The sequence below is a fragment of the Stenotrophomonas sp. BIGb0135 genome, from assembly GCF_024810105.1.
GTDB lineage: Bacteria > Pseudomonadota > Gammaproteobacteria > Xanthomonadales > Xanthomonadaceae > Stenotrophomonas > Stenotrophomonas maltophilia_AB.
This window is the reverse complement of record NZ_JANUDX010000003.1, coordinates 180,468-206,271: the sequence shown is the minus strand read 5'-3', so window position 1 is coordinate 206,271 and position 25,804 is coordinate 180,468. Positions and strand designations below refer to the sequence as shown.

Sequence of the window (25,804 nt, the reverse complement as noted above, 5' to 3'; positions counted from 1 at the left end):
CCCAGACCTCATCCCCCCGAATGGATCGCGGCATCCAACGTGCCACGCGGCATTATTGCCCGGTGGCCGTGCAGGGTTTCTGAACGTGATCGAGATCACGCCCAGAAGTCGCGAAATCCATAACAGCGCGCGTGTCGGGTCCGGCTGGCCGGCCCGACGCGCCGGCGGCGATCAGAACAGCAGCGACGCCATGCGGCGACGGTAGCGGCCGACCAGGTCATCGTCGTCGATCACCTTGAAGGCATCGATCAGCAGCTTGCGCGGCAGGCCATCGGCATGGCTGCGGTCGCGCCGCAGCATCTCCAGGAACTGCTCCAGCGCGGCTTCGTCCTCGCCACCCAGCAGCAGCTGCACGCCACGCAGGTGGCGTGCCTGCAGGTCATCGCCGTCCTGCTGGATGCGTGCCTCCAGGCTGTCGGCCGAAGGTGCATCGCGCAGCGCGTTGGCGAAGTCCAGGCGCGCACGGGCGCGCACGGCACGGTCATCGGTGGCCAGGTTGGCCGGCAGTGCGTCGATCAGGCTGCTGGCCTCGTCGCTGGCGCCGGTCTGCAGCAGCGCAAGGGCCAGGTCGAGCTTGAGTTCGTCCTTGTCCGGTTCGGCGACGATGGCCGCGCGCAGCACGTCCACCTGCGCCTGCGGGTCCAGCGGGGCAAGCGCCACCGGTGCTTCCTCCACCGGCGCGGCCGGGGTCACCCCGTGCTGGGCCAGGAATTCGCGGATCTGGCCTTCGGGCAAGGCGCCGGGGAAGCCATCCACCAGCTGGCCACCCTTGACCAGGAACACGGTGGGCACCGACCGGATCTGGAATGCCGCGGCGATCTGCTGTTCCTGGTCGACGTCGACCTTGGCCAGCTCGAATGCGCCGTGGTACTCGCCGGCCAATTTCTCCAGCATGGGGCCCAGGGTCTTGCAGGGCTCGCACCAGGTAGCCCAGAAGTCCACCAGGACCGGTGTCTGCAGGGACTTCTGCAGGACCTCGGCCTCGAAGGTGGCCGTGGTGGCGTCGAAGACGTGCGGCAATTCGCTCATGGTCGGCAATCACGATTAAAGATGTACGCAGTGTATGGGTGCGTGTGTCGCTGGACGCAACCCCGCTGCCCGCGATCGGTGCAAACCGGAGACAATGCGGCGTCCTGAACCGCGCTGGCAGAATTCCATGCACACCTTGCACCGCATCGATCGCGCCATCGGCGTCCTGGCCGCCCTGCTGTTCGTGGCCGCCGTGGCCGGGTTCGGGCTGGCCTTGCCGGGCTACGACGCGATGCGCCACCCGGTCGCGCTGCTGGGGGCGATCGGGGTGCCGCATGCGCAGGCCTTCAGCGTGCTGGGGTTCGTGCTGCCCGGCGTGCTGGCCAGCGCGGTGGCGGTGCGCCTGCTGCTGCGGGTGCCACGCACCGCGCCCTGGTCCATGCGCGTGGGCGTGCAGTTGCTGATGCTGGCGGGGGTGGGCTTTGCGGCCATGGGCGTATTGCCGCTGGACGCCAACGACATCCAAAGCCCGGCCAGCCAGTACCACGCCAGCGCCTGGATGGTCTGGGTGCTGGCATTCGTGCCGGGCACGCTGATGTATGGCCTGGGCGCGCTGCGGCTGCCGGGCTGGCGCGCCCAGGCCCTGCTGCACCTGGGCTGCGGCGCGGCGATGCTGCTGGCCGCGTTCGTGCTGCAGCAGTGGTTGCCGGCGCCGCTGGCCCAGCGGTTGGCCTTCGCCTGCTGGGCGGTGTGGCTGGTGGCGGCACTGCCGCTGGCGCGCCGGCAGGGCTGAGCACGCGCACCACGGCCCCCGCGCGGAATCGGCAGGGCCGGGAAAACCCTTGCCGATTCAACGGGATGAGGGGTTTGCGGGGGAGGGTAGGTGCGCTCGATTGGAGCCCCATGCCGCACTGCGGTACCCTGTCCCGCTTTGCCGCCGCACTAGCGTTTCCATGACCAGCGTCGAACCCAACGTTTACGATCCGCAGCAGGTTGAATCCGCCGCCCAGAAGTTCTGGGATGCCACCCGTGCCTTCGAGGTCACCGAGACTTCGGACAAGCCGAAGTACTACTGCCTCTCGATGCTGCCGTATCCGTCCGGTGCGCTGCACATGGGCCACGTGCGCAACTACACGATCGGTGACGTGATCAGCCGCTACAAGCGGATGACCGGCCATAACGTGCTGCAGCCGATGGGCTGGGATGCCTTCGGCCTGCCGGCCGAGAACGCGGCGATCAAGAACAAGACCGCGCCGGCCAAGTGGACCTACGCCAACATCGAGCACATGCGTGGCCAGTTCAAGGCCATGGGCTATGCGATCGACTGGTCGCGCGAGTTCGCCACCTGCACCCCCGAGTACTACGTGCACGAGCAGCGCATGTTCACCCGGCTGATGCGCAAGGGCCTGGCCTACCGCCGCAACGCGGTGGTGAACTGGGACCCGGTCGACCAGACCGTGCTGGCCAACGAACAGGTCATCGACGGCCGCGGCTGGCGCTCCGGCGCCCTGGTGGAAAAGCGCGAGATCCCGCAGTGGTTCCTGCGCATCACCGATTACGCCCAGGAACTGCTGGACGGCCTGGACGAACTGCCGGGCTGGCCCGATTCGGTCAAGACCATGCAGCGCAACTGGATCGGCCGCTCGGAAGGACTGGAGATCCAGTTCGACGTGCGTGACGCCGACGGCAGCGCGCTGGACCCGCTGCGCGTGTTCACCACCCGTCCGGACACCGTGATGGGCGTGACCTTCGTGTCGATCGCCGGCGAACACCCGCTGGCCCAGCACGCGGCGAAGTCGAACCCGGCATTGGCTGCGCTGCTGGCCGAGATGAAGCAGGGCGGCGTCTCCGAAGCCGAACTGGAAACCCAGGAAAAGCGCGGCATGGATACCGGCCTGCGCGCCATCCATCCGGTCACCGGCGCCCAGGTGCCGGTGTGGGTCGCCAACTTCGTGCTGATGGGCTACGGCACCGGCGCGGTCATGGCCGTCCCCGGCCACGACCAGCGCGACAACGAATTCGCCAACAAGTACGGCCTGCCGATCCGCCAGGTCATCGCGTTGAAGTCGCTGCGCAAGGAAGAAAGCGCGTACGACGCCACGCGCTGGCAGGACTGGTACGGCGACAAGACCCGTGACACCGAGCTGGTCAACTCCGAGGAGTTCGACGGCCTGGACTTCCAGGGCGCCTTCGAGGCACTGGCCGAGCGTTTCGAGCGCAAGGCCCAGGGCCAGCGCCGGGTCAACTACCGCCTGCGCGACTGGGGCGTGAGCCGCCAGCGTTACTGGGGCTGCCCGATCCCGGTGATCTACTGCCCCAAGTGCGGCGCCTTGCCGGTGCCGGAAGAGCAGCTGCCGGTGGTGCTGCCGGAGAACGTCAACTTCGTCGGCACCGGTTCGCCGATCAAGGCCGATCCGGAATGGCGCAAGACCACCTGCCCGGACTGCGGCGGCGCGGCCGAGCGCGAGACCGACACCTTCGACACCTTCATGGAGTCGAGCTGGTACTACGCGCGCTACACCTCGCCGGGTGCCCGCGACGCGGTGGACAAGCGCGGCAACTACTGGCTGCCGGTGGACCAGTACATCGGCGGCATCGAGCACGCGATCCTGCACCTGATGTACTTCCGCTTCTTCCACAAGCTGCTGCGTGATGCGCGCATGGTGGACAGCAACGAACCGGCGCAGAACCTGCTGTGCCAGGGCATGGTGATTGCCGAGACCTACTACCGACCGAACCCGGACGGCTCCAAGGACTGGATCAACCCGGCCGATGTGGACGTGCAGCGCGACGAGCGCGGCCGCATCACCGGCGCCACCCTGATCGCCGACGGCCAGCCGGTGGTGATCGGTGGCACCGAGAAGATGTCCAAGTCCAAGAACAACGGCGTGGACCCGCAGGTGATGGTGAGCAAGTACGGCGCCGATACGGTGCGCCTGTTCTCGATGTTCGCCGCCCCGCCGGAACAGTCGCTGGAGTGGAACGAAGCCGGCGTGGACGGCATGGCCCGCTTCCTGCGCCGCTTGTGGGCGCAGGTGCAGAAGCATGCCGCCGAAGGCGCCGCCCCGGCGCTGGACCTGGCCGCGCTGACCGCCGAGCAGAAGGCGCTGCGTCGCAAGACCCACGAAACCATCGGCAAGGTCGGCGACGACTACGGCCGTCGCCACAGCTTCAACACCGCCATTGCCGCGGTGATGGAACTGATGAACGCCCTGGCCAAGTTCGACGATGCCAGCGAACAGGGCCGCGCGGTTCGCCAGGAGGCGCTGCGCGCCACCGTGCTGCTGCTCAACCCGATCACCCCGCATGCCAGCCACGCGTTGTGGCAGGTGCTGGGCCATGGCGAAGAACTGCTGGAAGACCAGGCGTTCCCGCAGGCCGACCCCGCCGCGCTGGTGCGCGATGCGGTCACCCTGGCGGTGCAGGTCAACGGCAAGCTGCGCGGCACCATCGAGGTGGCTGCCGATGCGCCGCGCGACCAGATCGAGGCGATGGGCCTGGCCGAGCCGAATGCGGCCAAGTTCCTGGACGGCCTGACCGTGCGCAAGATCATCATCGTGCCCGGCAAGATCGTCAACATCGTGGCCGCTTGACGGCGGCCACCGGTCTCAAGTCACGTTCACGCGGCATCGGGCATCTTCTATGCCTGTTGCCGCGCCTGCCCGGCTCCCCCAGACTGTGCCCATGACCCGATTCCTGCTTGCCTTCGTCCTGACCGCGACCCTTGCCGGGTGCGGCTTCCATATGCGCAACAAGCTGATGCTGCCGGCCGACACCGCCGCGGTGCAGGTGGTGTCCAGTGCGCCTTACAGCGAACTGGCCAAGTTGCTGCGTCGCGGCCTGCAGGCGTCGGGCGCGCAGATCGCCGACCCGGACAGCAAGGACAAGGCCGCGCAGTTGCAGGTGATGTCCGAGCGTTGGGGGGATCTGCCGATCGCCATCGATGCGCAGGGCCGCGCGCAGGAATACAGCCTGCGCTACGCGGTGATCTTCAAGTTCCTGCGCGAGGACGGCAGCGAGCTGGTCCCGCAGCAGGTGATCGAACTGTCGCGCGACTACGTGTCCCCGCCCACCGACGCCACCGGTACCACCACCGAGCGCGAGATCCTCGCCGACGAACTGCGGCGTGAAATGTCGGCCTCGATCATGCGCCGCATCGACAGCGTGGTCCGTGCCGAACTGGACGGCCGCGTGCCGGCCAAGCCGGCCGCCGCGCCGGTGCAGCCGCCGGTCGAGCCGGCCGTGCAGCCGCCGGCCGCGCAGGGTCGCTGACCGGTCCGCCTGCGGACCGGCCGCGCCAGGATGGAACTGCGCCCCGAACAACTCGCCAGCCAGCCGGCCAGCCAGGCGTTGGCGCCGGTGTACCTGATCGCCGGCCCGGAAACCCTGCGCGTGCTGGAGGCCGCCGATGCGGTGCGCGCCCGCGCGCGCGCCGACGGCATCGACGAGCGTGAAGTATTCGATGCCGACGGCCGCGATTTCGACTGGAACCAGGTCGAGGGCAGCTTCAACGCGCCCAGCCTGTTCAGCGCACGCCGGCTGATGGAGGTGCGCCTGCCCAGCGGCAAGCCGGGCAAGGACGGTGCCGAGGTGATCAGCCAGTTCTGCGCCAACCCGGCGCCGGACGTGGTGTTGATGATCACCTGCAACGAATGGAGCAAGGCCCACCAGGGCAAGTGGGCCGAGGCGGTCAACCGCGTCGGCGTGCTGTCGGTGGCCTGGGCGATCAAGCCGCACGAACTGCCCGACTGGATCGAGCGCCGCCTGCGTGGCAAGGGCCTGCGCGCCGATCCGGCCGCGGTGCAGCGCCTGGCCGAGCGGGTGGAAGGCAACCTGCTGGCCGCCGCCCAGGAGATCGACAAGCTGGCGCTGCTGGCGGCCGGGCAGACCCTGGACGTTGACACCATGGAGTCGCTGGTGGCCGATGCGGCCCGCTACGACGTGTTCCGACTGCTGGAGGCCAGCTTCTCCGGGCAACCGGCGGCGGTGTTGCGGATGCTGGCCGGGTTGCGGGGTGAGGGCGAGGCCGTGGCCGCGCTGATGCCGATGGTGATCCGCGAACTGCTCTCCACGGCAGGCCTGGCCAGGGTCCAGGCCCGCGGCGGCAACCTCGCCGCGGAGATGAAGAGCCGCGGCATCTGGGAGTCGCGCCAGGCGCCGTTCAAGCGCGCGCTGCAGCGCCACCCCGAGCCCAAGCGCTGGGACCGGTTCGTGGCCGAGGCCGGCCTGGTCGACCGCATGGCCAAGGGCCGCGCCGATGGCGATCCGTGGTTGGGCGTGGAACGCCTGCTGCTGGCGGTGGCCGAGGCCCGCGCGGTGCGCCTGCTGGCTCGGGCCTGAGCGGCATGCGCCTGCGCATCCATTACGGCGGCACGTTCGATCCGGTCCACCTGGGACACATGGCGATCGCGCGGGCCGCGCGCGATCAGCTGCAGGTGGCCGTGCGCCTGATGCCGGCCGCCGACCCGCCGCACCGGGCACTGCCCGGCGCCGATGCCGAACAGCGTGCCCGGATGCTGGCCCTGGCCATCGGCGATGAACCCGGCCTGCAGCTGGACCGGCGCGAGCTGGACCGGGCCGCGCGCCAGCCGGGCGTGCCGTCCTACAGCGTGGATACCCTGCGCGAGCTGCGCGCCGAGCTCGGCCCGCGGCAGCCGCTGGCGTGGCTGGTGGGGGCCGACAGCCTGCTCGGGCTGCCGGGCTGGCACGCGTGGGAGGCGCTGTTCGACCTGGCCCACTTCATCGTCGCCGACCGCCCGGGCAGCCCGCTGGAGCAGGCCCTGCCACCGGTGCTGGCCACCGCGCTGGCCGGCCGCTGGGCCGCGCATGCGCGTGATCTGCAGGAGGCGCCCGCCGGGCGGGTGCTGCGCCTGCAGGCCCCGCTGCGCGAGGAATCGGCCAGTGCGGTGCGCCAGCGGATCGCCACCGGCGGGGACTGGCGGGCGCTGCTGCCGGCGGCCGTGGCCGACTACATCACCGACCACGGCCTGTACGGTGCGGCGGCGTCGTGAATACGCGCGGGCGCCCGGGCCCGTATAATCGGCCCCACATTTATCGAGTTCACCCGCTTTGAGCAACCAAGCCCAGCCCCAGACCATCAAGGTCCAAATGCCGAATCCGGCGCCCTCCGTCATGCAGCTGCTGGAGTGCGTGCGCAAGGCCACCGAAGAACTGAAGGCCAAGGATCTCGTCGAAATCGACGTGATCGGCAAGTCCAGCGTCGCCGATTACATGGTGATCGCCTCGGGTACCTCCAGCCGCCACGTGAAGTCGATCGCCAATGAAGTGGTCAAGTTCGCCAAGCAGCTGGGCGTGATGCCGCTGGGCGTGGAAGGCGAACGCGAAGCGGAGTGGGTGCTGGTCGACCTGGGCGACGTGGTGGTGCACGTGATGCTGCCGCGCGTGCGTGAGTTCTATGCGCTGGAGCGCCTGTGGACGGTCGGCGACCAGCCGCCGAGCCTGCTGGACGACGCCGATGAAGGCGACGAGTACGACTACGACGCACGCTGAAGCGGCGCGTCGAAGGTCACGATGACGGCGCCGATGGCGCCGTCGTCATTTCAACGGCATCCCCGCTGGTGCCGGGAGACGAGAGATGAAAGCGAAGTTGATCGCCACCGGCGAACGCGCGCCGGCCTGGGTGGCGCAGGGCTTTGCCGAGTACCAGAAGCGGCTGTCGCACTGGTTGCCGTTCGAACTGGTGGAGATCGAGCCGGGCCTGCGCGGCAAGGGCCGCGATGCGCGCCGCGCCACCGATGACGAAGGCAAGCGGGTGATCGCGGCGCTGCCGAAGAATGCCTACGTGGTCGCGTTGGATGTGCCAGGCCGACAGCTCAGTTCGGCGCAGCTGGCGCAGCGGCTGGAGCACTGGCGCGGGCAGGGCAGGGACCTGGCGTTCCTGATCGGCGGGCCGGAGGGGCATTCGGCGGAGGTAGCGGCGCTGGCAGACGAGAAATGGTCGATCGGCCCGCTGACGCTGCCGCACATGCTGGTGCGGCTGGTGGTCGCCGAGCAGCTGTACCGCGCGGCGGCGATGCTGGCCAACCATCCCTATCACCGGGCCTGAACCAGGCGCTGGTGGCGGACGTGAAGAAAAGCAGCCGAAACGGGTTACATCCTGCGAAAAACGGGCTACAATGCGCACCCCGCCCGAATAGCTCAGCCGGTTAGAGCACTTGACTGTTAATCAGGGGGTCGTTGGTTCGAGTCCAACTTCGGGCGCCAAGTTTTGAAAAGCCTCGCAGCGATGCGAGGCTTTTTTTTTGCCCGCGTAGAGCCGACCGTTGGTCGGCTGGCCGCGCGCAGCGCGGCAATGATCCAACCCCACGCACCGCCAAAAAAAAAGCCCGGGCAATGCCCGGGCTTTTCGTTCCACATCCCGCCAGATCAGTTGAAGGTGTACTTCGCGCCGACGGTGAAGTAGCGGCCGATCGCGCCACTGAAGTGCAGCGGGTTGTAGTTCACCGCACCGTAGGTGGACGGATCCAGCGGCGCGATCCGGTCGAACACGTTCTGCACCGAGGCGTTCAGCTCGAAGGCCTCGGTGACCGCCCAGCGGCCGGACAGGTCGAAGCTGGTGAACGAGGCGATCTTCTCGACCGGCGTACCGTCCTCGTAGAAGGCCAGGTAATCGCCGCCGCGACGGTCCTTGTTCTCCATGCTGTCGATGTAGTTGACCACGCCGCTGATGCTCCAGTCGCCCTGCTTCCAGGTCGTGCCGAAGTTGATGCGGTCCTGCGGGGTGCCGATGCAGTTGGTCACATCGCAGTTGCCGTGGGTGCCCACATAATCGACCGTGGTGTCACCTTCGGTACGCTCGAACTTGAGCAGGTGGCTCCACTGCAGGTCCATTTCCAGCTGGCCCGGGCCCAGGTCGAAGGTCTGGCGGATATCGGTATCGATACCGCGCACGCGCGACGAGTTGGCATTCACGTAGGCGGTGTTGACCGCCAGGATCGTGCCGCTGTTGGCCACGCCACCGATGTTGTTGCTGTCACGCAGGACGTTGCCGGCGAGGATCGCGTCGGCGGTGCTGCCCTGGGCGATTTCGTTGGTGCGCTTGATTTCCCACGCATCCACGGTCAGCGAGGTGGTCGAGGTCGGCTGCATCACGATGCCGAAGGAGTAGCTCTTGGACTCTTCCGGCTTCAGTGCCTGGTTGGGACGGGTGATGATCGCCACCGAGCGCGCGGTGCACTCGTTGGCCGGATCGATCGCGCAACGCACCGGATCGCGGGCGTTGGAGAACGCGGCCAGGCCGCCGTCACCGTTTTCGGCCGGGTTCGGCGCGCGGAAGCCTTCGGCGTAGCTGGCACGCAGTGCCAGCCAATCCACCGGATTCCACTTGATGCCCAGCTTCGGCGTGGCCTTGCTGTCGCCGCTTTCGTACTTGTCGAAGCGCACCGCGCCGGTCAGTTCCAACTGCTCCAGCACCGGGGCGGACAGTTCGGCGTAGGCGGCATACACGTTCTGCGTGCCGTCATAGGCCGAGTAGCCCAGGCCGATGATGTCGCCCTGGTCGGTGTAGGTCTGCGGGGTCAGGCTGTTGCTGGTCTTGCGCCACTCGGTACCGAACGCCAGGCCCAGCGGGCCGCCCTTCAGGTCCATCAGGCTGCGCGACACGGTGAAGTTGAACATGTCCAGGCTGGACTTGGCGCGTGCGCTGATGGTCGGGGAGATGTAGTCGTACAGCGCCTGCGAGTTCAGGCCGGCGTTGTCGCCGATCCGCCACACGCCACCCGGGCAGGCCGGGTTGCCCAGGGCGCAACGCACCGCGCTGTAACGCAGGAAGCCGGTGCGCTTGTTGACCAGGTCGGTACCCGAATGCAGGAACGCGGTGTCGTAGGTCCAATCGCCCCAGTCGCCCTTCACGCCCACCAGGAAGCGGTTGAACTCGTTGGTGTTGTCGGTCACGCGCGGGCCCACGTCCCAGGCCGAGTAGCGCAGGCGCGAGGCCTGGCCCGGGATCGGGTTGTCCGGGTGGGTCGGGGACAGCACGGTGGCACCGGCGCCGCTGTTGGCGTTGACCGGGCCGCCGGGATAGCCCCAGCCACCGGACACGCCGGACGGGGTGTTGGAGAAGACGGTTTCCTTCTTGGAGTAGCCGATTTCCGTGTAGATCTCACCGCCTTCACCGAAGGCGAAGCTGGCGCGGCCGAACACGTTGACGTACTTCTCTTCCGGGCTCAGGTCGCGGAACTGCTGGGCCGGATCCCACAGGCAGCCTTGTGCCTGCGCGGTGGCATCGGTCTGGCCGGGGATGGTGGTCAGGCCGGCGCAGCCCGGCAGGGCGACCAGCTGGCCGGCGCTGTTGAATACCGAGCCGTTCGGGCCGGTGCCGCCGGCGGTGCCGCCGGACAGGTAGGCGCCGCCCAGGAACTGCACGTCGGCGGCATCGTAGCCGTAGCGACGGATGTCGCCGGTGCCGATCCACTTACGGTTCTTGCGGTCGCTGATCTTGATCGCGTCGGTCTTGCCCACGTCCAGGCTGAAGAAGGCGTTCCAGCCATCGCTGTTGATGTCGCCGGTACCGGCGGTCAGGGTGGCCTTCTTGGCATCGCCGTCGCCGTCGCCGGACACGCCGTAGGAGCCGCGCAGGATGGCGCCCTGGAAGTCGTTGCGCAGGATGATGTTGACCACGCCGGCGATCGCATCGGAGCCGTAGATGGCCGAGGCGCCGTCCTTCAGGATGTCGATGCGCTCGACTGCATCCAGCGGAATGGTGCTCAGGTCGGTGAACACCTTCTGGCCATCATCGGCCAGACCATAGGTGGCCATGCGACGGCCGTTCAACAACACCAGCGTGGAGCCGGCGCCCAGGCCGCGCAGCGAGATGCCTGCACCGCCGCCGGCGAAGCCGTTGCCGAAGGTCTTGGGGATCGAGCCCGCACCGTCGGAGGTCAGGGTCTGCAGGTACTCGGCCACCGTGGTCTTGCCGGTGCGGTCGATTTCCTGGCGGGTGACCACCTGGACGGGGGAGGGGGTTTCGGTGTTGGTCCGGGGAATGTTCGACCCGGTCACGGTGATGCGGTCAAGGTTGGTGGCCTGCTCCTGCGCGAACGCGGAGCCGGAGGCCAGTGCGCCGGCCAGCAGCATCACGCTGCCGGTGAGGGCGAGGGATACCGAATGGGCCAGGTTGTTGCGGCGGCTGCTGTTGAGCCGTTGGATCGGGTGTTTCACAGCTTCTCTCCTGACTGGGAAAACCAACGATGACGATGGATCGGCACCAAATGAGTGACGACCGCGACAATCTAGGTTTCCAGCGGGTGACGGAGGTGTGAAAAATTGCTTAATTCGTAACGTTCTGTATCAAACTCTTTCGGAACCGGGGGCCGGCACGGCCGGCACCCCGGTTACCGGGGTCAATCCGGCAGCGAGAAGCTCACCGGGACCAGGCCGTCGGCCGGGACCACCTGGCCATCGACCTTGGCCGGCACGAACCGCCAGTGGCGCAGGACCTGCTGGCGGGCGGCGTTGTCCAGCGCCCGCGAGCCGCTGCTGCGCTCGATCACCACGCTGGAGGCGGTGCCGTCCGGCTCCACCCGGACCCGCAGCAGCACCGTGCCCTGTTCGTGGTTGCGCAGCGCCGTCACCGGGTAGGACGGCGGCGGCGCGCTGCGGTACTGCAGCTGCACGCCTTCACCGGCCGGCGCCGGGCCGGGGGCCGGCGGGGTCAGCGACGGGGCCTGGGTGTCGGCGGCCGGCTGCGGCGGCAGGGCCACGGACACGTCTGCGGTGGCGGTCGGCGGCGGCAGCGGGGCCGGCTGCGGCTTGGTCACGGGGGTGCGGGGCTGGACCTCCTGCGCCACCTTCTCGGGGATCACTGGCGGGGCCGGCGGCGGATCCACCGCCGGCACCAGCAGCCGCACCTCGGTGCGTTCACGGGGCAACGGGGCGGCCACGTAGGCGGCCGGGATCAGCAGCAGCATCAGGGCCAGTACGTGAAGGGCCAGCGCGGTGCTCATGCCGAGCACGCGCGAGGCGTCGATGTGCAGCGGGACTACGGGGGGATGCGTACGGACCATGCTCCACTCTCCTTGCCAGATATGCGGGAACATCCAACGTGCAGGCGCGGCCGATGGGGTTGCAGCAGGGGCAGAAGACGGGGCCGCGCAATGACAGCAATACCGGAGCCGGGCGCGGCCCGGAAGTCAGGGGGGCTGTGGGTGTTTGGCTGGCGCTCAGGTAACGGCGCCAGACGGCACGACGGCGCCCGCAGGCGCCGTCGTGGGGCGTACGCCGGGGCGGCTCAGCGGCCCAGGTCGAACACCACGTCCAGGTTCACCGACACGGACGATTCGCCCGGGGAGACCGGGGTGGACACGTCCGCGGCCATCGGCGCGGCGGCCGCGCGCATCATCACCGGACGGAAGTTGCCACCGCCGTTCTCGGAGATGCTCACGATGCGGCGCACGCGCAGGCCCAGCGACTTGGCGTAGGTCTCGGCACGGGCCTGGGCCTTCTTCAGCGCGGCCAGGCGGGCTTCGTCGTAGACCGGCTCGGGCTGGTCGATCTCGAACTGCGGGCCGTTGATCTGGTTGGCGCCCTGCGCGGCCAGCGCATCGAGCACCTTGCCCAGCTTGGCGATGTCGCGCACCTTCAGGCTGACCGTGTTGCTGGCCTGGTAGCCGGTGATCTTCGGCGGCTCGTTTTCCACGTAGCGGTACTGCGGGTTGAGGTTGACCCCGCTGGTCTGCACGTCACGCTCGGCGATGCCGGCGGCCTTGATCGCGGCCAGCACCTTGACCATCTGCTCGGCGTTCTGGCGCATGGCGCTGTTGCCGTCCACGGCCTGGGTGACCACGCCGGCCGACAGCGTGGCCACGTCCGGCACGCGCTTGGCCTCGGCGTTGGCCGAGATGTTGAGCAGGGTGCTGTCGGCGGCGACGGCGACGGCGGGCTGGGTCTGTGCGTGGGCGGTCATCGAGGTTCCCAGGGCGAGGGACAGGGCAAGCAGCAGCGGGGACAAAGACGGGCGGCGCATGTGGATCTCCTTGTGAAGGCGGCAGGGTGGTGTCGGGGCGATGAACGCGTCGTGAGGTTTGACGGGGTCGATCACGATTCGATCGTGTTGCTCGCGATTCAGACAGTGGGCTCAGGTTATGCTTCCTCGATGCTTTATCTTGCCTCTCGATCTCCCCGACGAACCCAACTGCTGGCGCGCCTGGACCGACCGTTCCGCGCGCTGGACCTTGAGGTGCCCGAAGTCCGTGCGGCCGGCGAATCGGCGACCGACTATGTGCAGCGAGTTGCCGCGGACAAGGCGCGGGCCGGGCTGGCATCGGTCCTGGCCACCGATCCGGAGGCCGTCGTGCTGGGCTCGGACACCGAGGTGGTGCTGGATGGCCGGGTGTTCGGCAAGCCGGTCGATGCCGCCGACGCCGACGCCATGCTGCGCGCGCTGGCCGGGCGCACCCACCAGGTGATGACCGCGGTGGCGCTGGTTGGCCAGGGCCGCGAGGACGGGGTGCTGGTGGTCTCGGAGGTGAGCTTCATCGACATCGATGCGTCCGCGATCGCCGCCTACGTGGCCAGCGGCGAACCGATGGGCAAGGCGGGCGCGTACGCCATCCAGGGCGGCGCCGAACGATACATCCGCCACCTGGCGGGAAGCTATTCGGGTGTGATGGGATTGCCCCTGCAACAGACCGAGCAGTTGCTGCAGACGTTTGAACTGAAGGGAGTCGCCCATGTCTGAAGAAATCCTGGTCAATGTCACCCCACGGGAAACCCGGGTCGCCGTCATCGAGAACGGCATGTTGCAGGAATTGCACATCGAACGCGGCTGGCGCCGCGGCGTGGTCGGCAACATCTACAAGGGCAAGGTGCAGCGGGTGATGCCGGGCATGCAGGCCGCGTTCGTCGAGGTCGGGCTGGAGCGCGCCGCGTTCCTGCACGCCAACGACGTGATCCGCCCGGCCCCGGTGGCCAGCCCGGATACCGAAGGCACCACCCTGCCGCCGCCGTCCTCGGTGCCGATCGTGGAGCTGCTGCGCGACGGCCAGGACATCGTGGTGCAGGTGGTCAAGGACCCGATCGGGACCAAGGGCGCGCGCCTGACCACCCAGATCAGCATCCCCTCCCGTTACATGGTGCTGCTGCCGCAGTCCAAGGTGGTCGGCGTTTCGGCGCGGATCGAGGACGAGGCCGAACGGGCCCGGCTGAAGGCGCTGGTGACCGAACTGTCGGCCCAGCATGGCGGCTACGGCTACATCGTGCGCACCAACGCCGAGGGCCAGCCGGCCGAGGCGATCGCCGAGGACGTGGCCTACCTGTCGCGGGTCTGGAACGTGGTCGAGCGGCGCGGCCGCGATGCGGCCCCGCTCAGCGTGATCTATGAAGACCTGAGCCTGCCGCTGCGTTCGGTGCGCGACCTGATCCGCAAGGACGTGGACAAGGTCAAGGTGGACTCCAAGGAGACCTTCAACCAGCTGCAGGCGTTCGTGGCCAAGTACATGCCGGTGCTGGCCGAGAAGCTGGAGCTGTACAGCGGCGACCGCCCGATCTTCGACATGTTCGGGGTGGAGGACGAGATCGGCCGCGCGCTGGACAAGCAGGTGCCGCTCAAGTCCGGTGGCTACCTGGTGATCGACCAGACCGAGGCGATGACCACGATCGACGTGAACACCGGTTCGTTCCTGGGCCAGCGCAACCTCGAGGAAACGGTGTTCCGCACCAACCTGGAGGCGGCGCAGGCGGTGGCGCGGCAGCTGCGGCTGCGCAACCTCGGCGGCATCATCATCATCGACTTCATCGACATGGACGACGCCGAGCACCGGCGCCAGGTGCTGCGCACGCTGGAAAAGGCGCTGGCGCGCGACCATGCCAAGACCACCGTGTACGACTTCTCGCCGCTGGGCCTGGTCGAGATGACCCGCAAGCGCACCGTGGAAAGCCTGGAGCGGCAGCTGTCCGAGCCGTGCCCGGAGTGCAGCGGACGCGGCTCGATCAAGACCGCCGAGACGGTCACCTACGAGATCTTCCGCGAGATCACCCGCGCCGTGCGCCAGTTCGATGCGGCCCGCCTGCTGGTGATCGCCTCGTCCAAGGTAGTGGCGCGGATCACCGACGAGGAATCCTCGGCGGTGGCCGAACTGGAGGAATTCCTCGGCAAGTCGATCCGTTTCCAGGCCGACGAGCAGTACCTGCAGGAGCAGTTCGATGTCGTGCTGCTCTGACCATCGCACGCTGGCGCGCTCGCGCGCCGGTGCGTCCGCGGCGCGATGAGCACGCCGCTCCGACTGCGACTGCGAAGGATTCGCCGCCATGCCGTGTATGCAATGGCGATCGTGCTGGTGTGCGTGGCGCTGCTGGTGGGCACGGTCAGCCAGCTGCTGCCGTTTGCCGAGCGCCACCCGGACAAGGTGGCGGCCTGGCTGAGCGCGCGCGCCGGCCAGCCGGTGCGTTTCGACCACCTGGATACCGCCTGGACCCGGCGCGGTCCGTTGCTCCAGCTCACGGGGCTGCGCGTCGGTGCAGGCCAGGGCATCGCCATCGGCGAGGCCGAAGTGCTGGTATCGATGTATGCGGGGCTGCTGCCCGGGCATTCGCTGACCGAGCTGCGCCTGCGCGGGCTGGCCCTGGTCCTGCAGCGGGCCGACGATGGCCGCTGGTCGGTGCGCGGCATGCCCGAAGCGGGCAGCGGCGACCCGCTCGATGCGCTGCGCCGGCTGGGCGAGTTGCAGGTGATCGGCGGCAGCCTGCGCGTGGATGCGCCCTCGCTGGGCCTGCAGACCGCGCTGCCACGCATCGACCTGCGCCTGCGGGTGAACGGCCAGCGCCTGCGCGTGGGCGCCCGGGCCTGGGCGGACGAGACGGGCATGCCACTGACCGCGGTCCTGGATTTCGATCGCACGCACGGCGATGGCCAGGCCTGGCTGTCGGCCGACCCGGCCGACTTCCGCGCCTGGTCGGCGCTGTTGCGGTTCGCCGGAGTGTCGCTGCAGCAGGGCAGTGGCGAGTTGAATGCCTGGGTGGACCTGCGCGACCACCGCCCGGTGATGGTCACTGCCGATGCCGACCTGCGCGACCTGCGGTTGCGCGGTGCGCCGCTGGCCGATGGCAAGCGCCCCGAGCTCACCCTGGATACGCTGCAGCTGCGCGCGCGCTGGCGCTGGGTGCAGGGCGGCTGGCGCGCCGATGCGCCGCTGCTGCGCATCGGCCTGGCCGGCAACGGCGAGGTCCAGCGCCTGGATGGGCTGCTCATCGCCGGTGGCCAGCACATGGCGCTGGCCGGTGACAATATCGATGCCACCGCGCTGCTGCGCGGGCTGGCGCTCAGCGACCGGGTCGACCCCGGGCTGCGCGAGTGGCTGCAACGCGCCGCCCCGCACGCGCGCATGACCCAGGTGCGGGTGGCCGGCGAACGCGATGGTGCGCTGTCCATCCAGGGCGAGCTGGCCGATATCGGCTTTGCCCCGTCCGGGCATGCGCCGGGCCTGAGCGGGCTGGGCGGCCACTTCAGCGGCGACGCCGATGGGTTCGCGCTGGACCTGCAGCCGGGCCATGTGATGCATTTCGACTGGCCCAGTGGCTTCGGCGCGCGCCACGACGTGCGCCTGGCCGGGCAGCTGGTCGGCTGGCGCGACGAAGCCGGTGGCTGGCGCTTCGGTACCCCGGCACTGCGCGTGCAGGGCACCGACTACGCCGCCGACGTGCGCGGCAACGTGTGGTTCCAGGGCGACGGCACGCGGCCATGGTTGCAGCTGGCCGCGCGCATCGACGACGTGCCGATGACCGCGGCCAAGCGCTTCTGGATCCACTCGCAGATGAGCAAGGGCGCCACCGACTGGCTCGACGCCGCGCTGGTCTCCGGGCAGGTGCGCGGCGGTATCGGCCTGGTCAGCGGCGACCTGGATGACTGGCCCTTCGACCGCAACAACGGGCGCTTCGAGGCCACCGGGCATATCAGCAACGGCACCATCCGCTTCCAGCGCGACTGGCCGGCGATGGGCAAGGTGGACGCGGACATCGCCTTCATCGGCCCCGGTTTCGAGCTGCACGGCAGTGGCGATCTGGCCGGCGTGCCGGTCAACCATTTCGACGCGGGCATCGTCGATTTCGGCCAGACCCCGCTGTACGTCAAGGCCACGACCCAGGCCGAGTCCGGCGCGCTGCTGGCCATGCTCAAGCAGAGCCCGCTGCATGCCACCTATGCCGATACGCTGGACAACCTCACCGCCAAGGGCCCGGCCAAGGTGGGCTTCGACCTGCTGCAGCCCATGCATGCGGGCCAACCCGGCGGCCACCTGCAGGGCACGGTCGACCTGGAGGGCGTGGCGCTGACCGAGAAGCGCTTCGCGCTGGCCTTCGATGCGATGCGCGGCCAGGCCCGCTACAGCCGTGACGGGTTCGATGCGGACAAGTTGAGCGTGCGCCACCTGGGCCAGGAGGGACAGCTCAGCCTGCGTGCCGGCGGCTACGTGCGCGACCCGCAGCAGGCGTTCGAGTCCGAGCTGGGCGCAGCCATGGACGCCGGCCTGCTGCTCGACCGCGCGCCGGAATTGAACTGGCTCAAGCCCTATATCCAGGGCACCTCGCGCTGGACGATCGGGGTGACCCTGCCCAAGGTTGCCGTTGGCGCCAGGACCGAACCGCCCACGCTGCTGACCCTGCACTCGGACCTGGTGGGCACCCGCCTGGACCTGCCGGCGCCGCTGGACAAGGCCGCCACCGTGCCGCTGGCGACCACCGTCAACGCGCAGCTGCCGATGGGCAGCGGCCGGGTCGACGTGGCCTTTGGCCAGCGCCTGGCGCTGGCCGCGCGTACCCACAACAACCAGACCGGAGTTCAGGTCACCCTCGGCAGCGACCGGGTGGACCGCGACCCGCCGGGCAGCGGGCTGGCCGTCAACGGCCGCAGCGGTTCACTGGATGCCCTGGAATGGATCGCGCTTGCCCGCGGCCCCGACGGTGGCGGTGACAAGGACCCGATGCCGCTGCGCCAGGTGGACGTACAGGTCGGGCAGCTGCTGCTGGCCGGCGGCGTGTTCGCGCAGACCCGCCTGCAGTTGCGGCCGACGCCATCGTCGGTGGAGGTGCGCCTGGACGGGCCGTCGCTGGCCGGCACGCTGAGCGTGCCCAATGCCGACGGCGGCACCATCGTGGGCAAGCTCAGCCGGGTGCACTGGCAGTCACTGCCGACCCCGACCAAGGTGCCGGCCGATGGCAGCCTGATCGCACTGCCCAGTGATGCCGCGCTGCCGGCGCGGGTGCAGGCCAGCGCCAACGACACCAACCCGGCGAAGATCCCGCCACTGGCCCTGGACATCGAGGACCTGCAGTTCGGCAAGGCCCGGTTGGGCCAGGCGGTACTGCGCACGCGCCCGTTCGGCAACGGCCTGAGCGTGGACCAGCTGCAGTTCCGTGCCCCCAAGCAGGCCATCGACATCCAGGGCCGCTGGCTGGGCATGGGCGATGCCGCCCGCACCCAGGTCAGCGTCGATGTGAAGAGCGAGGACCTGGGCGGGCTGATGCAGAACCTGGACTACGGCGGCCAGCTGCGCGGTGGCCAGGGCCAGATCACGCTGGACGCCGGCTGGCAGGGCGGTCCGTCCGACTTCCAGCTGGGGGCGCTGCAGGGCCACATGCAGGTCACGGCGCGCAACGGCCAGTTGCTGGAGCTGGAGCCCGGTGCGGGCCGCGTCCTCGGCCTGCTCAGCGTGACCCAGCTGCCGCGCCGGTTGATGTTCGACTTCCGCGATTTCTTCTCCAAGGGCTTCGCGTTCAACCAGGTCGACGGCGCGCTGGCGTTCGGCAACGGCATGGCCACCACCGACAAGGTGCTGATCGAAGGGCCGGCCGCCAACATCAGCATCCGCGGCCAGACCGACCTGCGCCGCCAGCAGTTCGACCAGACCATCGACGTGAACCCGCGCTCGGGCAACCTGCTCACCGTGGTCGGCGCGGTGGCCGGCGGCCCGGTGGGCGCGGCGGTGGGCGCGGCCGCCAATGCGGTGCTGGGCAAGCCGCTCGGCGCGATCGGCGCCAAGACCTATCGGGTCACCGGGCCGTGGGCCGAGCCCAAGGTCGAGGTGATCGACCGTGACGATGCGCCGCCGCGCAGCCCGCCGGCGGCCCCACCTCCGGTACGCTGACCCCCTTTCCCGCGCCCGGGTTGCGATAGCCGCCGGCGCCCTCAGATAGATGACATGACCGATAACGCACTGACCCTCGCCAACGACCGCCTGCTCCTGCCCGCCGGGCTGGATGCCGGCAGCCTGGAACGCACCTTCGGCACCCTGCTGGGGCCGGGGATCGATTTTGGTGACCTGTATTTCCAGCACGCCCGGCGCGAAAGCTGGAGCGTGGAAGACGGCATCGTCAAGGACGGTGCGCATTCGATCGAGCAGGGCGTGGGCGTGCGCGCCATTGCCGGGGAGAAGACCGGCTTCGCCTATTCCGACGACATCCACCGCGATGCGCTGCTGGCCGCGGCACAGTCGGCACGCGCGATCTCCCGCGAGGGCGGGGCGCAGCAGGCGCGCTCGCTGGTGCGCGGCAACGCGCGCGCGCTGTACCCGGCGCTGGACCCGATCGACGGCATGGGCAATGAGGCCAAGGTCGAGGTGCTCAAGCGCCTGGACCGCTACCTGCGTGCTGCCGACCCGCGCGTGCAGCAGGTGATGGTGAGCCTGTCCGGCGGCGTGGACACGGTGCTGATCGCCCGCAGCGACGGCGTGCTGGCCGGCGACATCCGCCCGCTGGTGCGGCTCAACGTGCAGGTGATCGTGGAACAGCACGGCCGCCGCGAGTCCGGCTACTCCGGCGGTGGTGGCCGTTTCAGCTATGCCGAACTGTTCGCCGACGACCGGCCCGAACGCTTCGCCCGCGAGGCGCTGCGCCAGGCGCTGGTCAACCTGGAGGCGATCCCGGCCCCGGCCGGCGTGATGACCGTGGTGCTTGGCCCGGGCTGGCCCGGTGTATTGCTGCATGAAGCGGTCGGTCATGGCCTGGAAGGCGACTTCAACCGCAAGGGCACCAGCGTGTATGCCGGCCGCATCGGCGAGCGGGTGGCCGCCCCGGGCGTGACCATCGTCGACGACGGCACCCTGGACGGGCGCCGTGGCTCGCTCAACATCGATGACGAGGGCCATCCGACCCAGTGCACCACGCTGATCGAGGACGGCATCCTGGTCGGCTACATGCAGGATTCGCTCAACGCGCGGCTGATGGGCGTGGCTCCGACCGGCAACGGCCGGCGCGAGTCGTTCGCGCACATGACCATGCCGCGCATGACCAACACCTACATGCGTGCCGGCCAGCACGATCCGGAAGAAATGATCCGCTCGGTGAAGAAGGGCCTGTACGCCGTCAACTTCGGTGGCGGCCAGGTCGACATCACCAGCGGCAAGTACGTGTTCTCGGCCACGGAGGCCTACCTGATCGAGGACGGCCGGGTCACCGCGCCGGTGAAGGGCGCGACCCTGATCGGCAATGGTCCGGAGACCATGCAGAAGGTGCGCATGATCGGCAACGACCTGGCCCTGGACGAGGGCGTGGGCGTCTGCGGCAAGGATGGCCAGAGCGTGCCGGTCGGCGTGGGCCAGCCCTCGCTGCTGATCGACGGCATCACCGTGGGCGGCACCCAGGCCTGAGCCGGGCGATGGACCTGCCCGCACTGCACGCCCCTGCGGCCGCCAGCCAGGTGCTGGCGCAGCCGCGTGGGCGGCCGGGCTCAGTCGTCGGCGGCGTCGTCGGTGTCGGTGTCGGCCGGCGCGTCGAGCGCGTCGTCGGCGGCGTTCAGCCCCTCCAGGCCCAGCGCGGCGGGCAGCAACAGGGTGCGCAGCGTCTGGTAGATCTCGCGGTAGGCGCGCGGCGGCTTGTTTTTCGCCTTCTCGGCCTGGGCGTTGCGGACCAGCGTGCGCAGCTGCTGGCGATCGGCGTGCGGGTACTCGTCCAGCAGCGCGCCCAGCGCCTTGTCGCCGTCCTTGAGCAGGCGCTCGCGCCAGTCTTCCACGCGGTGCATGGCGGCCACTTCGCGGCGCGAGGTTTCGCTGTTGGCATCGAGCGCGTCGCGGATCGCATCCAGCACGGCATCGTCTTCGCGGCGCATGTGCTTGGCCAGGAACGCCAGCTGGCGCTTGTGGGCGATGTGCGCGGTGATGCGCTTGGCCTCGGCGATGTGCGGCAGCAGGTCCTCCGGGACCGGCACGCGGGCCAGCTGGGCCGCCGTCAGCGACACCAGCTTCTCGCCGAGGGCCAGCACGTCCAGGGCATCCCGGCGGTTCTGGCTGCGGCTGATATCAAGGAATTCACCGGTTTCTTCGTCGCGTCCGCGCATCGTCTTATTTCCACATCCAGAACTGTGCCCGGCGTCGCGCCAGGCACTCACCCGTACAGGATAAAGCATTGAACGTGATCTCCCCTGAAGTGACCCCGGCCGACGACAGCCTGCAGCGCCTGGAGCAGCTGGCCGACATCTCCCAGCGCCTGCTGGAACGGGCCCGTGCGCTGGGCGCCAGCCAGGCCGAGGTGAGCTGCAGCGACGAGCGCGGGCTGGACGTGAACGTGCGCCTGGGCGAGGTCGAGACGGTCGAATCCACCCGCGATCGCGGCATTGCGGTGACCGTGTTCTTCGGCCAACGCAAGGGCAGCGCCAGTACCGCCGACCTGCAGGATGCCAGCCTCGAATCGACCGTGGCCCAGGCCTGCGCGATCGCCCGGCACACCGAGGACGACGCCGCCGCCGGGCTGGCCGAGGCCGCGCTGATGGCCCGTGAGTTCCCGGACCTGGACAGCTGGCACCCCTGGGCGCTGGCCGCCGATCACGCGCTGGACCTGGCGCTGGCCTGTGAAGCGGCCGGGCGCGAGGCCGACGGCCGGATCAGCAACTCCGATGGCGCCTCGGCCGCCACCTCGCAGAGCCTGTCGGTGTATGCCAACTCGCACGGGTTCATCGGCCGCGAGCGCAGCAGCCACCATTCGATCGGCTGCGCGCTGATCGCCGGGCAGGGCGACGGCATGCAGCGCGATGGCTGGTACAGCAGCGCGCTGGCACGGCAGGACCTGGAGTCGCCCGAGGCGATCGGCCGGCGTGCCGCCGAGCGCACCGTGGCCCGGCTGCAGCCGCGCTCGATGGCGACCGCGCAGATGCCGGTGCTGTTCTCCCCGGAGGTGGCGCGCTCGCTGATCGGCCACCTGCTCGGCGCGGTGTCCGGCGGCGCGCTGTACCGGCGCGCCAGTTTCCTGCTCGACAGCGTGGGCACGCAGCTGTTCCCGGACTGGTTCCAGATCGATGAGCAGCCGCTGCTGCGCCGCGGCCTGCGCTCGTCGGCCTTCGACGGCGACGGCGTGGCCACGCGCAATGCGCCGTTGATCACCGACGGCACGCTGCAGCGCTACATCCTGGGCAGCTACTCGGCGCGCAAGCTGGGCCTGGTCACCACCGGCAACGCCGGCGGCGTGCACAACCTCAAGGTCGCGGCCAACGCCGGCGACCTGGTCGCGATCGCCGCGCAGATGGGCGACGGCCTGCTGGTCACCGAGCTGATGGGCCAGGGCGTCAACGGCGTCACCGGCGACTACTCGCGCGGGGCCGGCGGCTTCCGCGTGGAAAACGGCCAGATCAGCTATCCGGTGGACGGCATCACCATCGCCGGCAACCTTAAGGACATGTTCGCCGCCATCGAGGCGGTGGGCAGCGACGTGGACCGCCGCTCGCATGTGCAGGTCGGTTCGATCCTGGTAGGACGAATGACCGTTGCCGGTAACGATTGACGTATTCTATTGGGGCTGCCCAGGCAGGCGGGGAGCCTGCCATGCACCACCCACATAACGCACAAGGAGTTTCCACGTGAGCGATTTCGATAACGTCACCGTACCGCCGCCGGCACCGGCGGGCGATGCCCCGGCCGACCAGCGCACCCTGTCCCTGGTGGCCCACCTGCTCGGCATCTTCACCGGCTTCATCGGTGCGCTGATCATCTGGCTGGTCAACAAGGATGACCCGCAGAAGGGCTTCGTCACCGACCAGGCCAAGGAAGCGCTGAACTTCCAGATCACCGTGGCGATCGCCTACATCGTCTCGACCATCCTGGTGGTGGTGATGATCGGCGCGCTGCTGCTGACCCTGGTGTGGATCGCCAACCTGGTGCTGTGCATCCTGGCCGCGGTCAAGGCCAACAACGGTGAAGCGTATCGCTACCCGTTCACCCTGCGCCTGATCAAGTAAGCCACGCGCAGTGGTGATGCAGAACGCCCGGGATTCCCGGGCGTTTTTTTTTGCTGGCGGTGGGGGCCGGGGATGCGCCCGGGCGTGCGGTGCTGGATGCACTGCCGCGCGGCACGGGGACCGATGCCCGCCATCATGGGCGCCGGTCCACGCCGTGCGTGGAGGCGGTTCAGTGATCGCGTTCCACCGCCAACCGCCCCAACGCACGCAGTGCATCGGCGCGTTCGTCGTAGCCGGCCAGGCTGTCGTGCATGCGCTCGCTCAGCGCGGCCAGTTCGGCCTTGGCCCCGTCCATGCCGAGCAGGGCGGGGAAGGTGGACTTGGCTTGGGCCTGGTCCTTGCCGGCGGTCTTGCCCAGCTGTTCGGAACTGGCTTCCACGTCGAGGATGTCATCGCGGACCTGGAAGGCCAGGCCCAGCGCGCTGGCGAAGTCGTCCAGCTGCAACAGGTCGGACTGCGGTGCCTCGCCGCACAGCGCACCCATGCGCACCGCCGCGCGGATCAGCGCACCGGTCTTGAGCGCGTGCATGCGCTGCAGCGCGTCCAGGCCTTGCGCGTGGCCGGTGGCATCGATATCCAGTGCCTGGCCGCCGCACATCCCGGCGGCGCCGGAGGCATGGGTGAGCGCCTGCAGGCAGTGCACGCGCAGCAGCGCCGGCAGCGCCGCGTCGGCCAGCAGGCCGAACGCGCGGGTCTGCAGCGCATCGCCGGCGAGGATGGCGGTGGCTTCGTCGAAGGCGACGTGGGTGGTGGGCCGGCCACGACGCAGCGCGTCGTCGTCCATGGCCGGCAGGTCGTCATGCACCAGCGAATAGGCATGGACCAGCTCCACCGCCATGGCCGGTGCATCCAGCGCATGTTCGTCGGCCCCGAACACCTGCCCGCTGGCATACACCAGCAGCGGCCGCATGCGCTTGCCGCCGCCGAGCACGGCGTAGCGCATCGCCTGGTGCAGGCGTTGCGGGGCGTGTTCGGGGGAGGGCAGGCTGGCGTCGAGCTGGCTTTCGATGCGGTCGCGCCAACGCGCGAACGTGGACTCAACCATCATGGCCGGGCGGATCGAACGGTTCGGCGGTATCGGGGCGGGCCGGATCGCTGAGCAGGCGCACGCGCAGTTCGGCCTGTTCCAGCGCCTGCTGGCACTGGCGGTACAGGCCGACGCCGCGCTCGTAGGCGCTGAGCGATTGCTCCAGGCTCAGGTCGCCGGCTTCCATCTTCTCCACCAGGTGTTCCAGTTCTTCCAGCGACTGCTCGAAGTGGGCGACCGGGGAGGCTTCGTTGGGGGACTTCTTGGGCATGGCGCAAGTGTGAGCCGCCAATCCGGTGGGGTCAATTCAGGCCGCGCCCGGGGTCCAGCGCAACTGCGCATCGTGTTCATCCAGCCAGTGCTGCAGCGGCGCGGCGATGATCCGGTCGCCCGCGGCCATCAACACCTCGCCGTCGAACAACAACGGCAACTGGCGGCGCTGCCAGGGCGGCAGGCCGCGTTGTTGCAGCAGGTCCTTGAGCGCGTGCGAATGGCTGCGCCCGGGAAGCTGGATGCGTTCGCCACCGCGGCGCGCGCTGACCTGCAACGGGGTGGCCAGGCGGTGCGCGCCCAGCAGTTCCAGCTGCCCGCCATCGGGCAGGGCCAACGGCGCGCGCCCATCCCAGTGCACGCTCCAGTGCGGCGGCAAGGCCAGCGTGGCCGAGAGCAGGTGCAGCTCGCCGCGCCAGCGGCGGATGCGCGCGCCCTGCCAGGCGAACTGGGCATCGGCATCGTGTGCGGCCGGCAACAGCTCGCGTTCGATCGCCTCCACGCCGGCGGCCGGCAGTGGGGGCAGGCCGCAGTTGCGCACCCATTGGCGCAGCAGGCGGGCCCGGCGTTCGCGCGGCAGTCGCAGCAGCCGCACGCTGTCGAGCACGCCGGGCACGACGCTGCAGCGGCGCAGTGCTTCCTGGTCGGACACGTCCAGCAACTGCTGCGCCTGCGCGCAGAGGGCGGCGCTGCGTGCGAAGGCGGCATCGGCCTGCGGCCAGCGTTGCTGCAGCAGCGGCAGCACGTGCAGGCGCAGGAAATTGCGGTCGGCCGCGTCGCTGGCATTGCTGGGGTCGTCGACCCACTGCAGCGCCTGCGACTGTGCGTAGGCCAGCAGCGCCGCGCGCGGCACCTGCAGCAGCGGTCGCCACACCGTACCGGTGGCAAACGGGGCCTCGCTGCGGATCGCGGCCAGCCCATCCACGCCGGACCCGCGCAGGGCGCGCAGCAGGAAGGTCTCGGCCTGGTCATCGCGGTGATGGGCCAGGGCCAGCTGTTCATCCGGGCGCAGGGCGCGGGCGAAGGCATCGCGGCGGGCATGCCGCGCGGCCGCTTCCAGGCCGTGGCCGCTGTCGCGGGCCACGTCGACGCCGATCACCTGCAGTTCGATCTTCCAGGCCGTGCAGATCGCCTGGCAGTGCTGCGCCCACGCGTCGGCGGCCGGTTGCAGGCCGTGGTGGACGTGCACCGCCCGCACGCCGGCATCGCGCTGGGCAGTCGACTGCGCCAGCCAATGCAGCAGCACGGTGGAATCGAGTCCACCACTGAAGCCCACCAGGACCGGGCGGGGCGCAGCAGACAGGTTGGGTAATGGCGACGACATCGGTTCGGGCAGGCTCGGGCAGGGAGGCAGTATCGACGCTGCG

General features: G+C 69.5%; 21 protein-coding genes and 1 tRNA gene. 14 read left to right on the top strand and 8 right to left on the bottom strand.

The window, feature by feature from the left end; translation table 11 throughout:
• Positions 1–171: 171 nt before the first annotated feature.
• On the bottom strand, positions 172–1,029 hold the full coding sequence (trxA, locus tag M2421_RS08710; protein WP_259205917.1) for a thioredoxin: 858 nt from the start codon (positions 1,027–1,029) through the stop codon (positions 172–174).
• A gap of 127 nt (positions 1,030–1,156) precedes the next feature.
• Here trxA and M2421_RS08705 point away from each other — a divergent pair, with 127 nt between their 5' ends.
• From M2421_RS08705 to M2421_RS08670, 8 genes are all read left to right on the top strand, one after another.
• The gene (locus tag M2421_RS08705) at positions 1,157–1,762 is read left to right on the top strand and encodes a DUF998 domain-containing protein (protein ID WP_259205908.1); all 606 of its coding nucleotides are present in this window, start codon (positions 1,157–1,159) and stop codon (positions 1,760–1,762) included.
• A 160-nt stretch (positions 1,763–1,922) separates the two neighbouring features.
• Positions 1,923–4,562, top strand: a complete 2,640-nt coding sequence (gene leuS, locus M2421_RS08700) for a leucine--tRNA ligase (protein ID WP_259205892.1) — start codon at positions 1,923–1,925, stop codon at positions 4,560–4,562.
• Between the two features lie 91 nt (positions 4,563–4,653).
• Positions 4,654–5,241 carry an LPS assembly lipoprotein LptE gene (lptE, locus tag M2421_RS08695; protein WP_259205872.1) on the top strand — a complete coding sequence of 196 codons (588 nt, stop codon included), beginning with the start codon at positions 4,654–4,656 and terminating at the stop codon, positions 5,239–5,241.
• A 30-nt stretch (positions 5,242–5,271) separates the two neighbouring features.
• Complete coding sequence (gene holA, locus M2421_RS08690) at positions 5,272–6,309, top strand: DNA polymerase III subunit delta (protein WP_259205865.1); 1,038 nt, start codon at positions 5,272–5,274, stop codon at positions 6,307–6,309.
• 5 nt (positions 6,310–6,314) lie between these two features.
• On the top strand, positions 6,315–6,980 hold the full coding sequence (gene nadD / locus M2421_RS08685; protein WP_259205853.1) for a nicotinate-nucleotide adenylyltransferase: 666 nt from the start codon (positions 6,315–6,317) through the stop codon (positions 6,978–6,980).
• A gap of 97 nt (positions 6,981–7,077) precedes the next feature.
• Positions 7,078–7,479, top strand: coding sequence for a ribosome silencing factor (gene rsfS, locus M2421_RS08680; RefSeq protein WP_259205851.1), 402 nt, complete (start codon positions 7,078–7,080; stop codon positions 7,477–7,479).
• 85 nt (positions 7,480–7,564) lie between these two features.
• Positions 7,565–8,035 carry a 23S rRNA (pseudouridine(1915)-N(3))-methyltransferase RlmH gene (gene rlmH, locus M2421_RS08675; RefSeq protein WP_259205842.1) on the top strand — a complete coding sequence of 157 codons (471 nt, stop codon included), beginning with the start codon at positions 7,565–7,567 and terminating at the stop codon, positions 8,033–8,035.
• A gap of 81 nt (positions 8,036–8,116) precedes the next feature.
• Positions 8,117–8,193: transfer RNA gene (locus M2421_RS08670), tRNA-Asn, on the top strand.
• Positions 8,194–8,355: 162 nt separating this feature from the next.
• Here the strand turns inward: M2421_RS08670 and M2421_RS08665 are convergent.
• From M2421_RS08665 to M2421_RS08655, 3 genes are all read right to left on the bottom strand, one after another.
• Positions 8,356–11,148, bottom strand: a complete 2,793-nt coding sequence (locus M2421_RS08665; RefSeq protein WP_259205826.1) for a TonB-dependent receptor — start codon at positions 11,146–11,148, stop codon at positions 8,356–8,358.
• 182 nt (positions 11,149–11,330) lie between these two features.
• Entirely contained in the window at positions 11,331–11,993 is a 663-nt protein-coding gene (locus tag M2421_RS08660; RefSeq protein WP_259205824.1) for an energy transducer TonB, read from the bottom strand.
• Between the two features lie 224 nt (positions 11,994–12,217).
• Entirely contained in the window at positions 12,218–12,952 is a 735-nt protein-coding gene (locus M2421_RS08655) for an SIMPL domain-containing protein (RefSeq protein WP_259205823.1), read from the bottom strand.
• A gap of 129 nt (positions 12,953–13,081) precedes the next feature.
• On the opposite strand from M2421_RS08655, the gene M2421_RS08650 reads away from it, so the two are divergent.
• The 4 genes from M2421_RS08650 to tldD are packed head-to-tail and all read left to right on the top strand — an operon-like array spanning position 13,082 to position 20,564.
• The gene (locus M2421_RS08650) at positions 13,082–13,666 is read left to right on the top strand and encodes a Maf-like protein (RefSeq protein ID WP_259206514.1); all 585 of its coding nucleotides are present in this window, start codon (positions 13,082–13,084) and stop codon (positions 13,664–13,666) included.
• A complete protein-coding gene (rng, locus tag M2421_RS08645; protein ID WP_259205821.1) occupies positions 13,659–15,146 on the top strand; it encodes a ribonuclease G in 1,488 nt (495 codons plus the stop codon). The genes M2421_RS08650 and rng overlap by 8 nt, the downstream gene beginning before the upstream one ends.
• A gap of 45 nt (positions 15,147–15,191) precedes the next feature.
• Positions 15,192–19,064, top strand: a complete 3,873-nt coding sequence (locus M2421_RS08640) for a YhdP family protein (protein WP_259205817.1) — start codon at positions 15,192–15,194, stop codon at positions 19,062–19,064.
• Positions 19,065–19,118: 54 nt separating this feature from the next.
• Positions 19,119–20,564: a metalloprotease TldD gene (gene tldD, locus M2421_RS08635; protein ID WP_259205814.1), complete on the top strand. Its 1,446-nt coding sequence runs from the start codon at positions 19,119–19,121 to the stop codon at positions 20,562–20,564.
• A gap of 80 nt (positions 20,565–20,644) precedes the next feature.
• Here tldD and yjgA read toward each other — a convergent pair whose 3' ends face one another.
• Positions 20,645–21,250 carry a ribosome biogenesis factor YjgA gene (gene yjgA / locus M2421_RS08630; protein ID WP_259205813.1) on the bottom strand — a complete coding sequence of 202 codons (606 nt, stop codon included), beginning with the start codon at positions 21,248–21,250 and terminating at the stop codon, positions 20,645–20,647.
• Positions 21,251–21,318: 68 nt separating this feature from the next.
• On the opposite strand from yjgA, the gene pmbA reads away from it, so the two are divergent.
• Together pmbA and M2421_RS08620 are read left to right on the top strand one after the other, a co-directional pair.
• Positions 21,319–22,686, top strand: a complete 1,368-nt coding sequence (pmbA, locus tag M2421_RS08625; RefSeq protein WP_259205811.1) for a metalloprotease PmbA — start codon at positions 21,319–21,321, stop codon at positions 22,684–22,686.
• A gap of 76 nt (positions 22,687–22,762) precedes the next feature.
• Complete coding sequence (locus M2421_RS08620) at positions 22,763–23,140, top strand: DUF4870 domain-containing protein (protein ID WP_259205809.1); 378 nt, start codon at positions 22,763–22,765, stop codon at positions 23,138–23,140.
• A 169-nt stretch (positions 23,141–23,309) separates the two neighbouring features.
• On the opposite strand, the gene M2421_RS08615 is transcribed toward M2421_RS08620, so the two are convergent.
• From M2421_RS08615 to tilS, 3 genes are read right to left on the bottom strand one after another with little or no spacing between them, the layout of a single operon-like run.
• Positions 23,310–24,188 (bottom strand): farnesyl diphosphate synthase, encoded by an 879-nt coding sequence (locus tag M2421_RS08615; RefSeq protein WP_259205808.1) that lies wholly within the window; start codon positions 24,186–24,188, stop codon positions 23,310–23,312.
• Positions 24,178–24,438, bottom strand: coding sequence for an exodeoxyribonuclease VII small subunit (locus tag M2421_RS08610; protein WP_259205806.1), 261 nt, complete (start codon positions 24,436–24,438; stop codon positions 24,178–24,180). Before M2421_RS08610 ends, M2421_RS08615 begins: the two co-directional genes overlap by 11 nt.
• Before the next feature lie 36 nt (positions 24,439–24,474).
• Entirely contained in the window at positions 24,475–25,761 is a 1,287-nt protein-coding gene (gene tilS / locus M2421_RS08605) for a tRNA lysidine(34) synthetase TilS (RefSeq protein WP_259205804.1), read from the bottom strand.
• Positions 25,762–25,804: the final 43 nt, after the last annotated feature.

Bases quoted from the DNA above. Each gene is read 5' to 3' on its own strand.
- trxA (WP_259205917.1), bottom strand. From the start codon at position 1,029: ATGAGCGAATTGCCGCACGTCTTCGACGCCACCACGGCCACCTTCGAG.
- M2421_RS08705 (WP_259205908.1), top strand. From the start codon at position 1,157: ATGCACACCTTGCACCGCATCGATCGCGCCATCGGCGTCCTGGCCGCC.
- leuS (WP_259205892.1), top strand. From the start codon at position 1,923: ATGACCAGCGTCGAACCCAACGTTTACGATCCGCAGCAGGTTGAATCC.
- lptE (WP_259205872.1), top strand. From the start codon at position 4,654: ATGACCCGATTCCTGCTTGCCTTCGTCCTGACCGCGACCCTTGCCGGG.
- holA (WP_259205865.1), top strand. From the start codon at position 5,272: ATGGAACTGCGCCCCGAACAACTCGCCAGCCAGCCGGCCAGCCAGGCG.
- nadD (WP_259205853.1), top strand. From the start codon at position 6,315: ATGCGCCTGCGCATCCATTACGGCGGCACGTTCGATCCGGTCCACCTG.
- rsfS (WP_259205851.1), top strand. From the start codon at position 7,078: ATGCCGAATCCGGCGCCCTCCGTCATGCAGCTGCTGGAGTGCGTGCGC.
- rlmH (WP_259205842.1), top strand. From the start codon at position 7,565: ATGAAAGCGAAGTTGATCGCCACCGGCGAACGCGCGCCGGCCTGGGTG.
- M2421_RS08660 (WP_259205824.1), bottom strand. From the start codon at position 11,993: ATGGTCCGTACGCATCCCCCCGTAGTCCCGCTGCACATCGACGCCTCG.
- M2421_RS08655 (WP_259205823.1), bottom strand. From the start codon at position 12,952: ATGCGCCGCCCGTCTTTGTCCCCGCTGCTGCTTGCCCTGTCCCTCGCC.
- M2421_RS08650 (WP_259206514.1), top strand. From the start codon at position 13,082: ATGCTTTATCTTGCCTCTCGATCTCCCCGACGAACCCAACTGCTGGCG.
- rng (WP_259205821.1), top strand. From the start codon at position 13,659: ATGTCTGAAGAAATCCTGGTCAATGTCACCCCACGGGAAACCCGGGTC.
- M2421_RS08640 (WP_259205817.1), top strand. From the start codon at position 15,192: ATGAGCACGCCGCTCCGACTGCGACTGCGAAGGATTCGCCGCCATGCC.
- tldD (WP_259205814.1), top strand. From the start codon at position 19,119: ATGACCGATAACGCACTGACCCTCGCCAACGACCGCCTGCTCCTGCCC.
- yjgA (WP_259205813.1), bottom strand. From the start codon at position 21,250: ATGCGCGGACGCGACGAAGAAACCGGTGAATTCCTTGATATCAGCCGC.
- M2421_RS08615 (WP_259205808.1), bottom strand. From the start codon at position 24,188: ATGATGGTTGAGTCCACGTTCGCGCGTTGGCGCGACCGCATCGAAAGC.
- M2421_RS08610 (WP_259205806.1), bottom strand. From the start codon at position 24,438: ATGCCCAAGAAGTCCCCCAACGAAGCCTCCCCGGTCGCCCACTTCGAG.
- tilS (WP_259205804.1), bottom strand. From the start codon at position 25,761: ATGTCGTCGCCATTACCCAACCTGTCTGCTGCGCCCCGCCCGGTCCTG.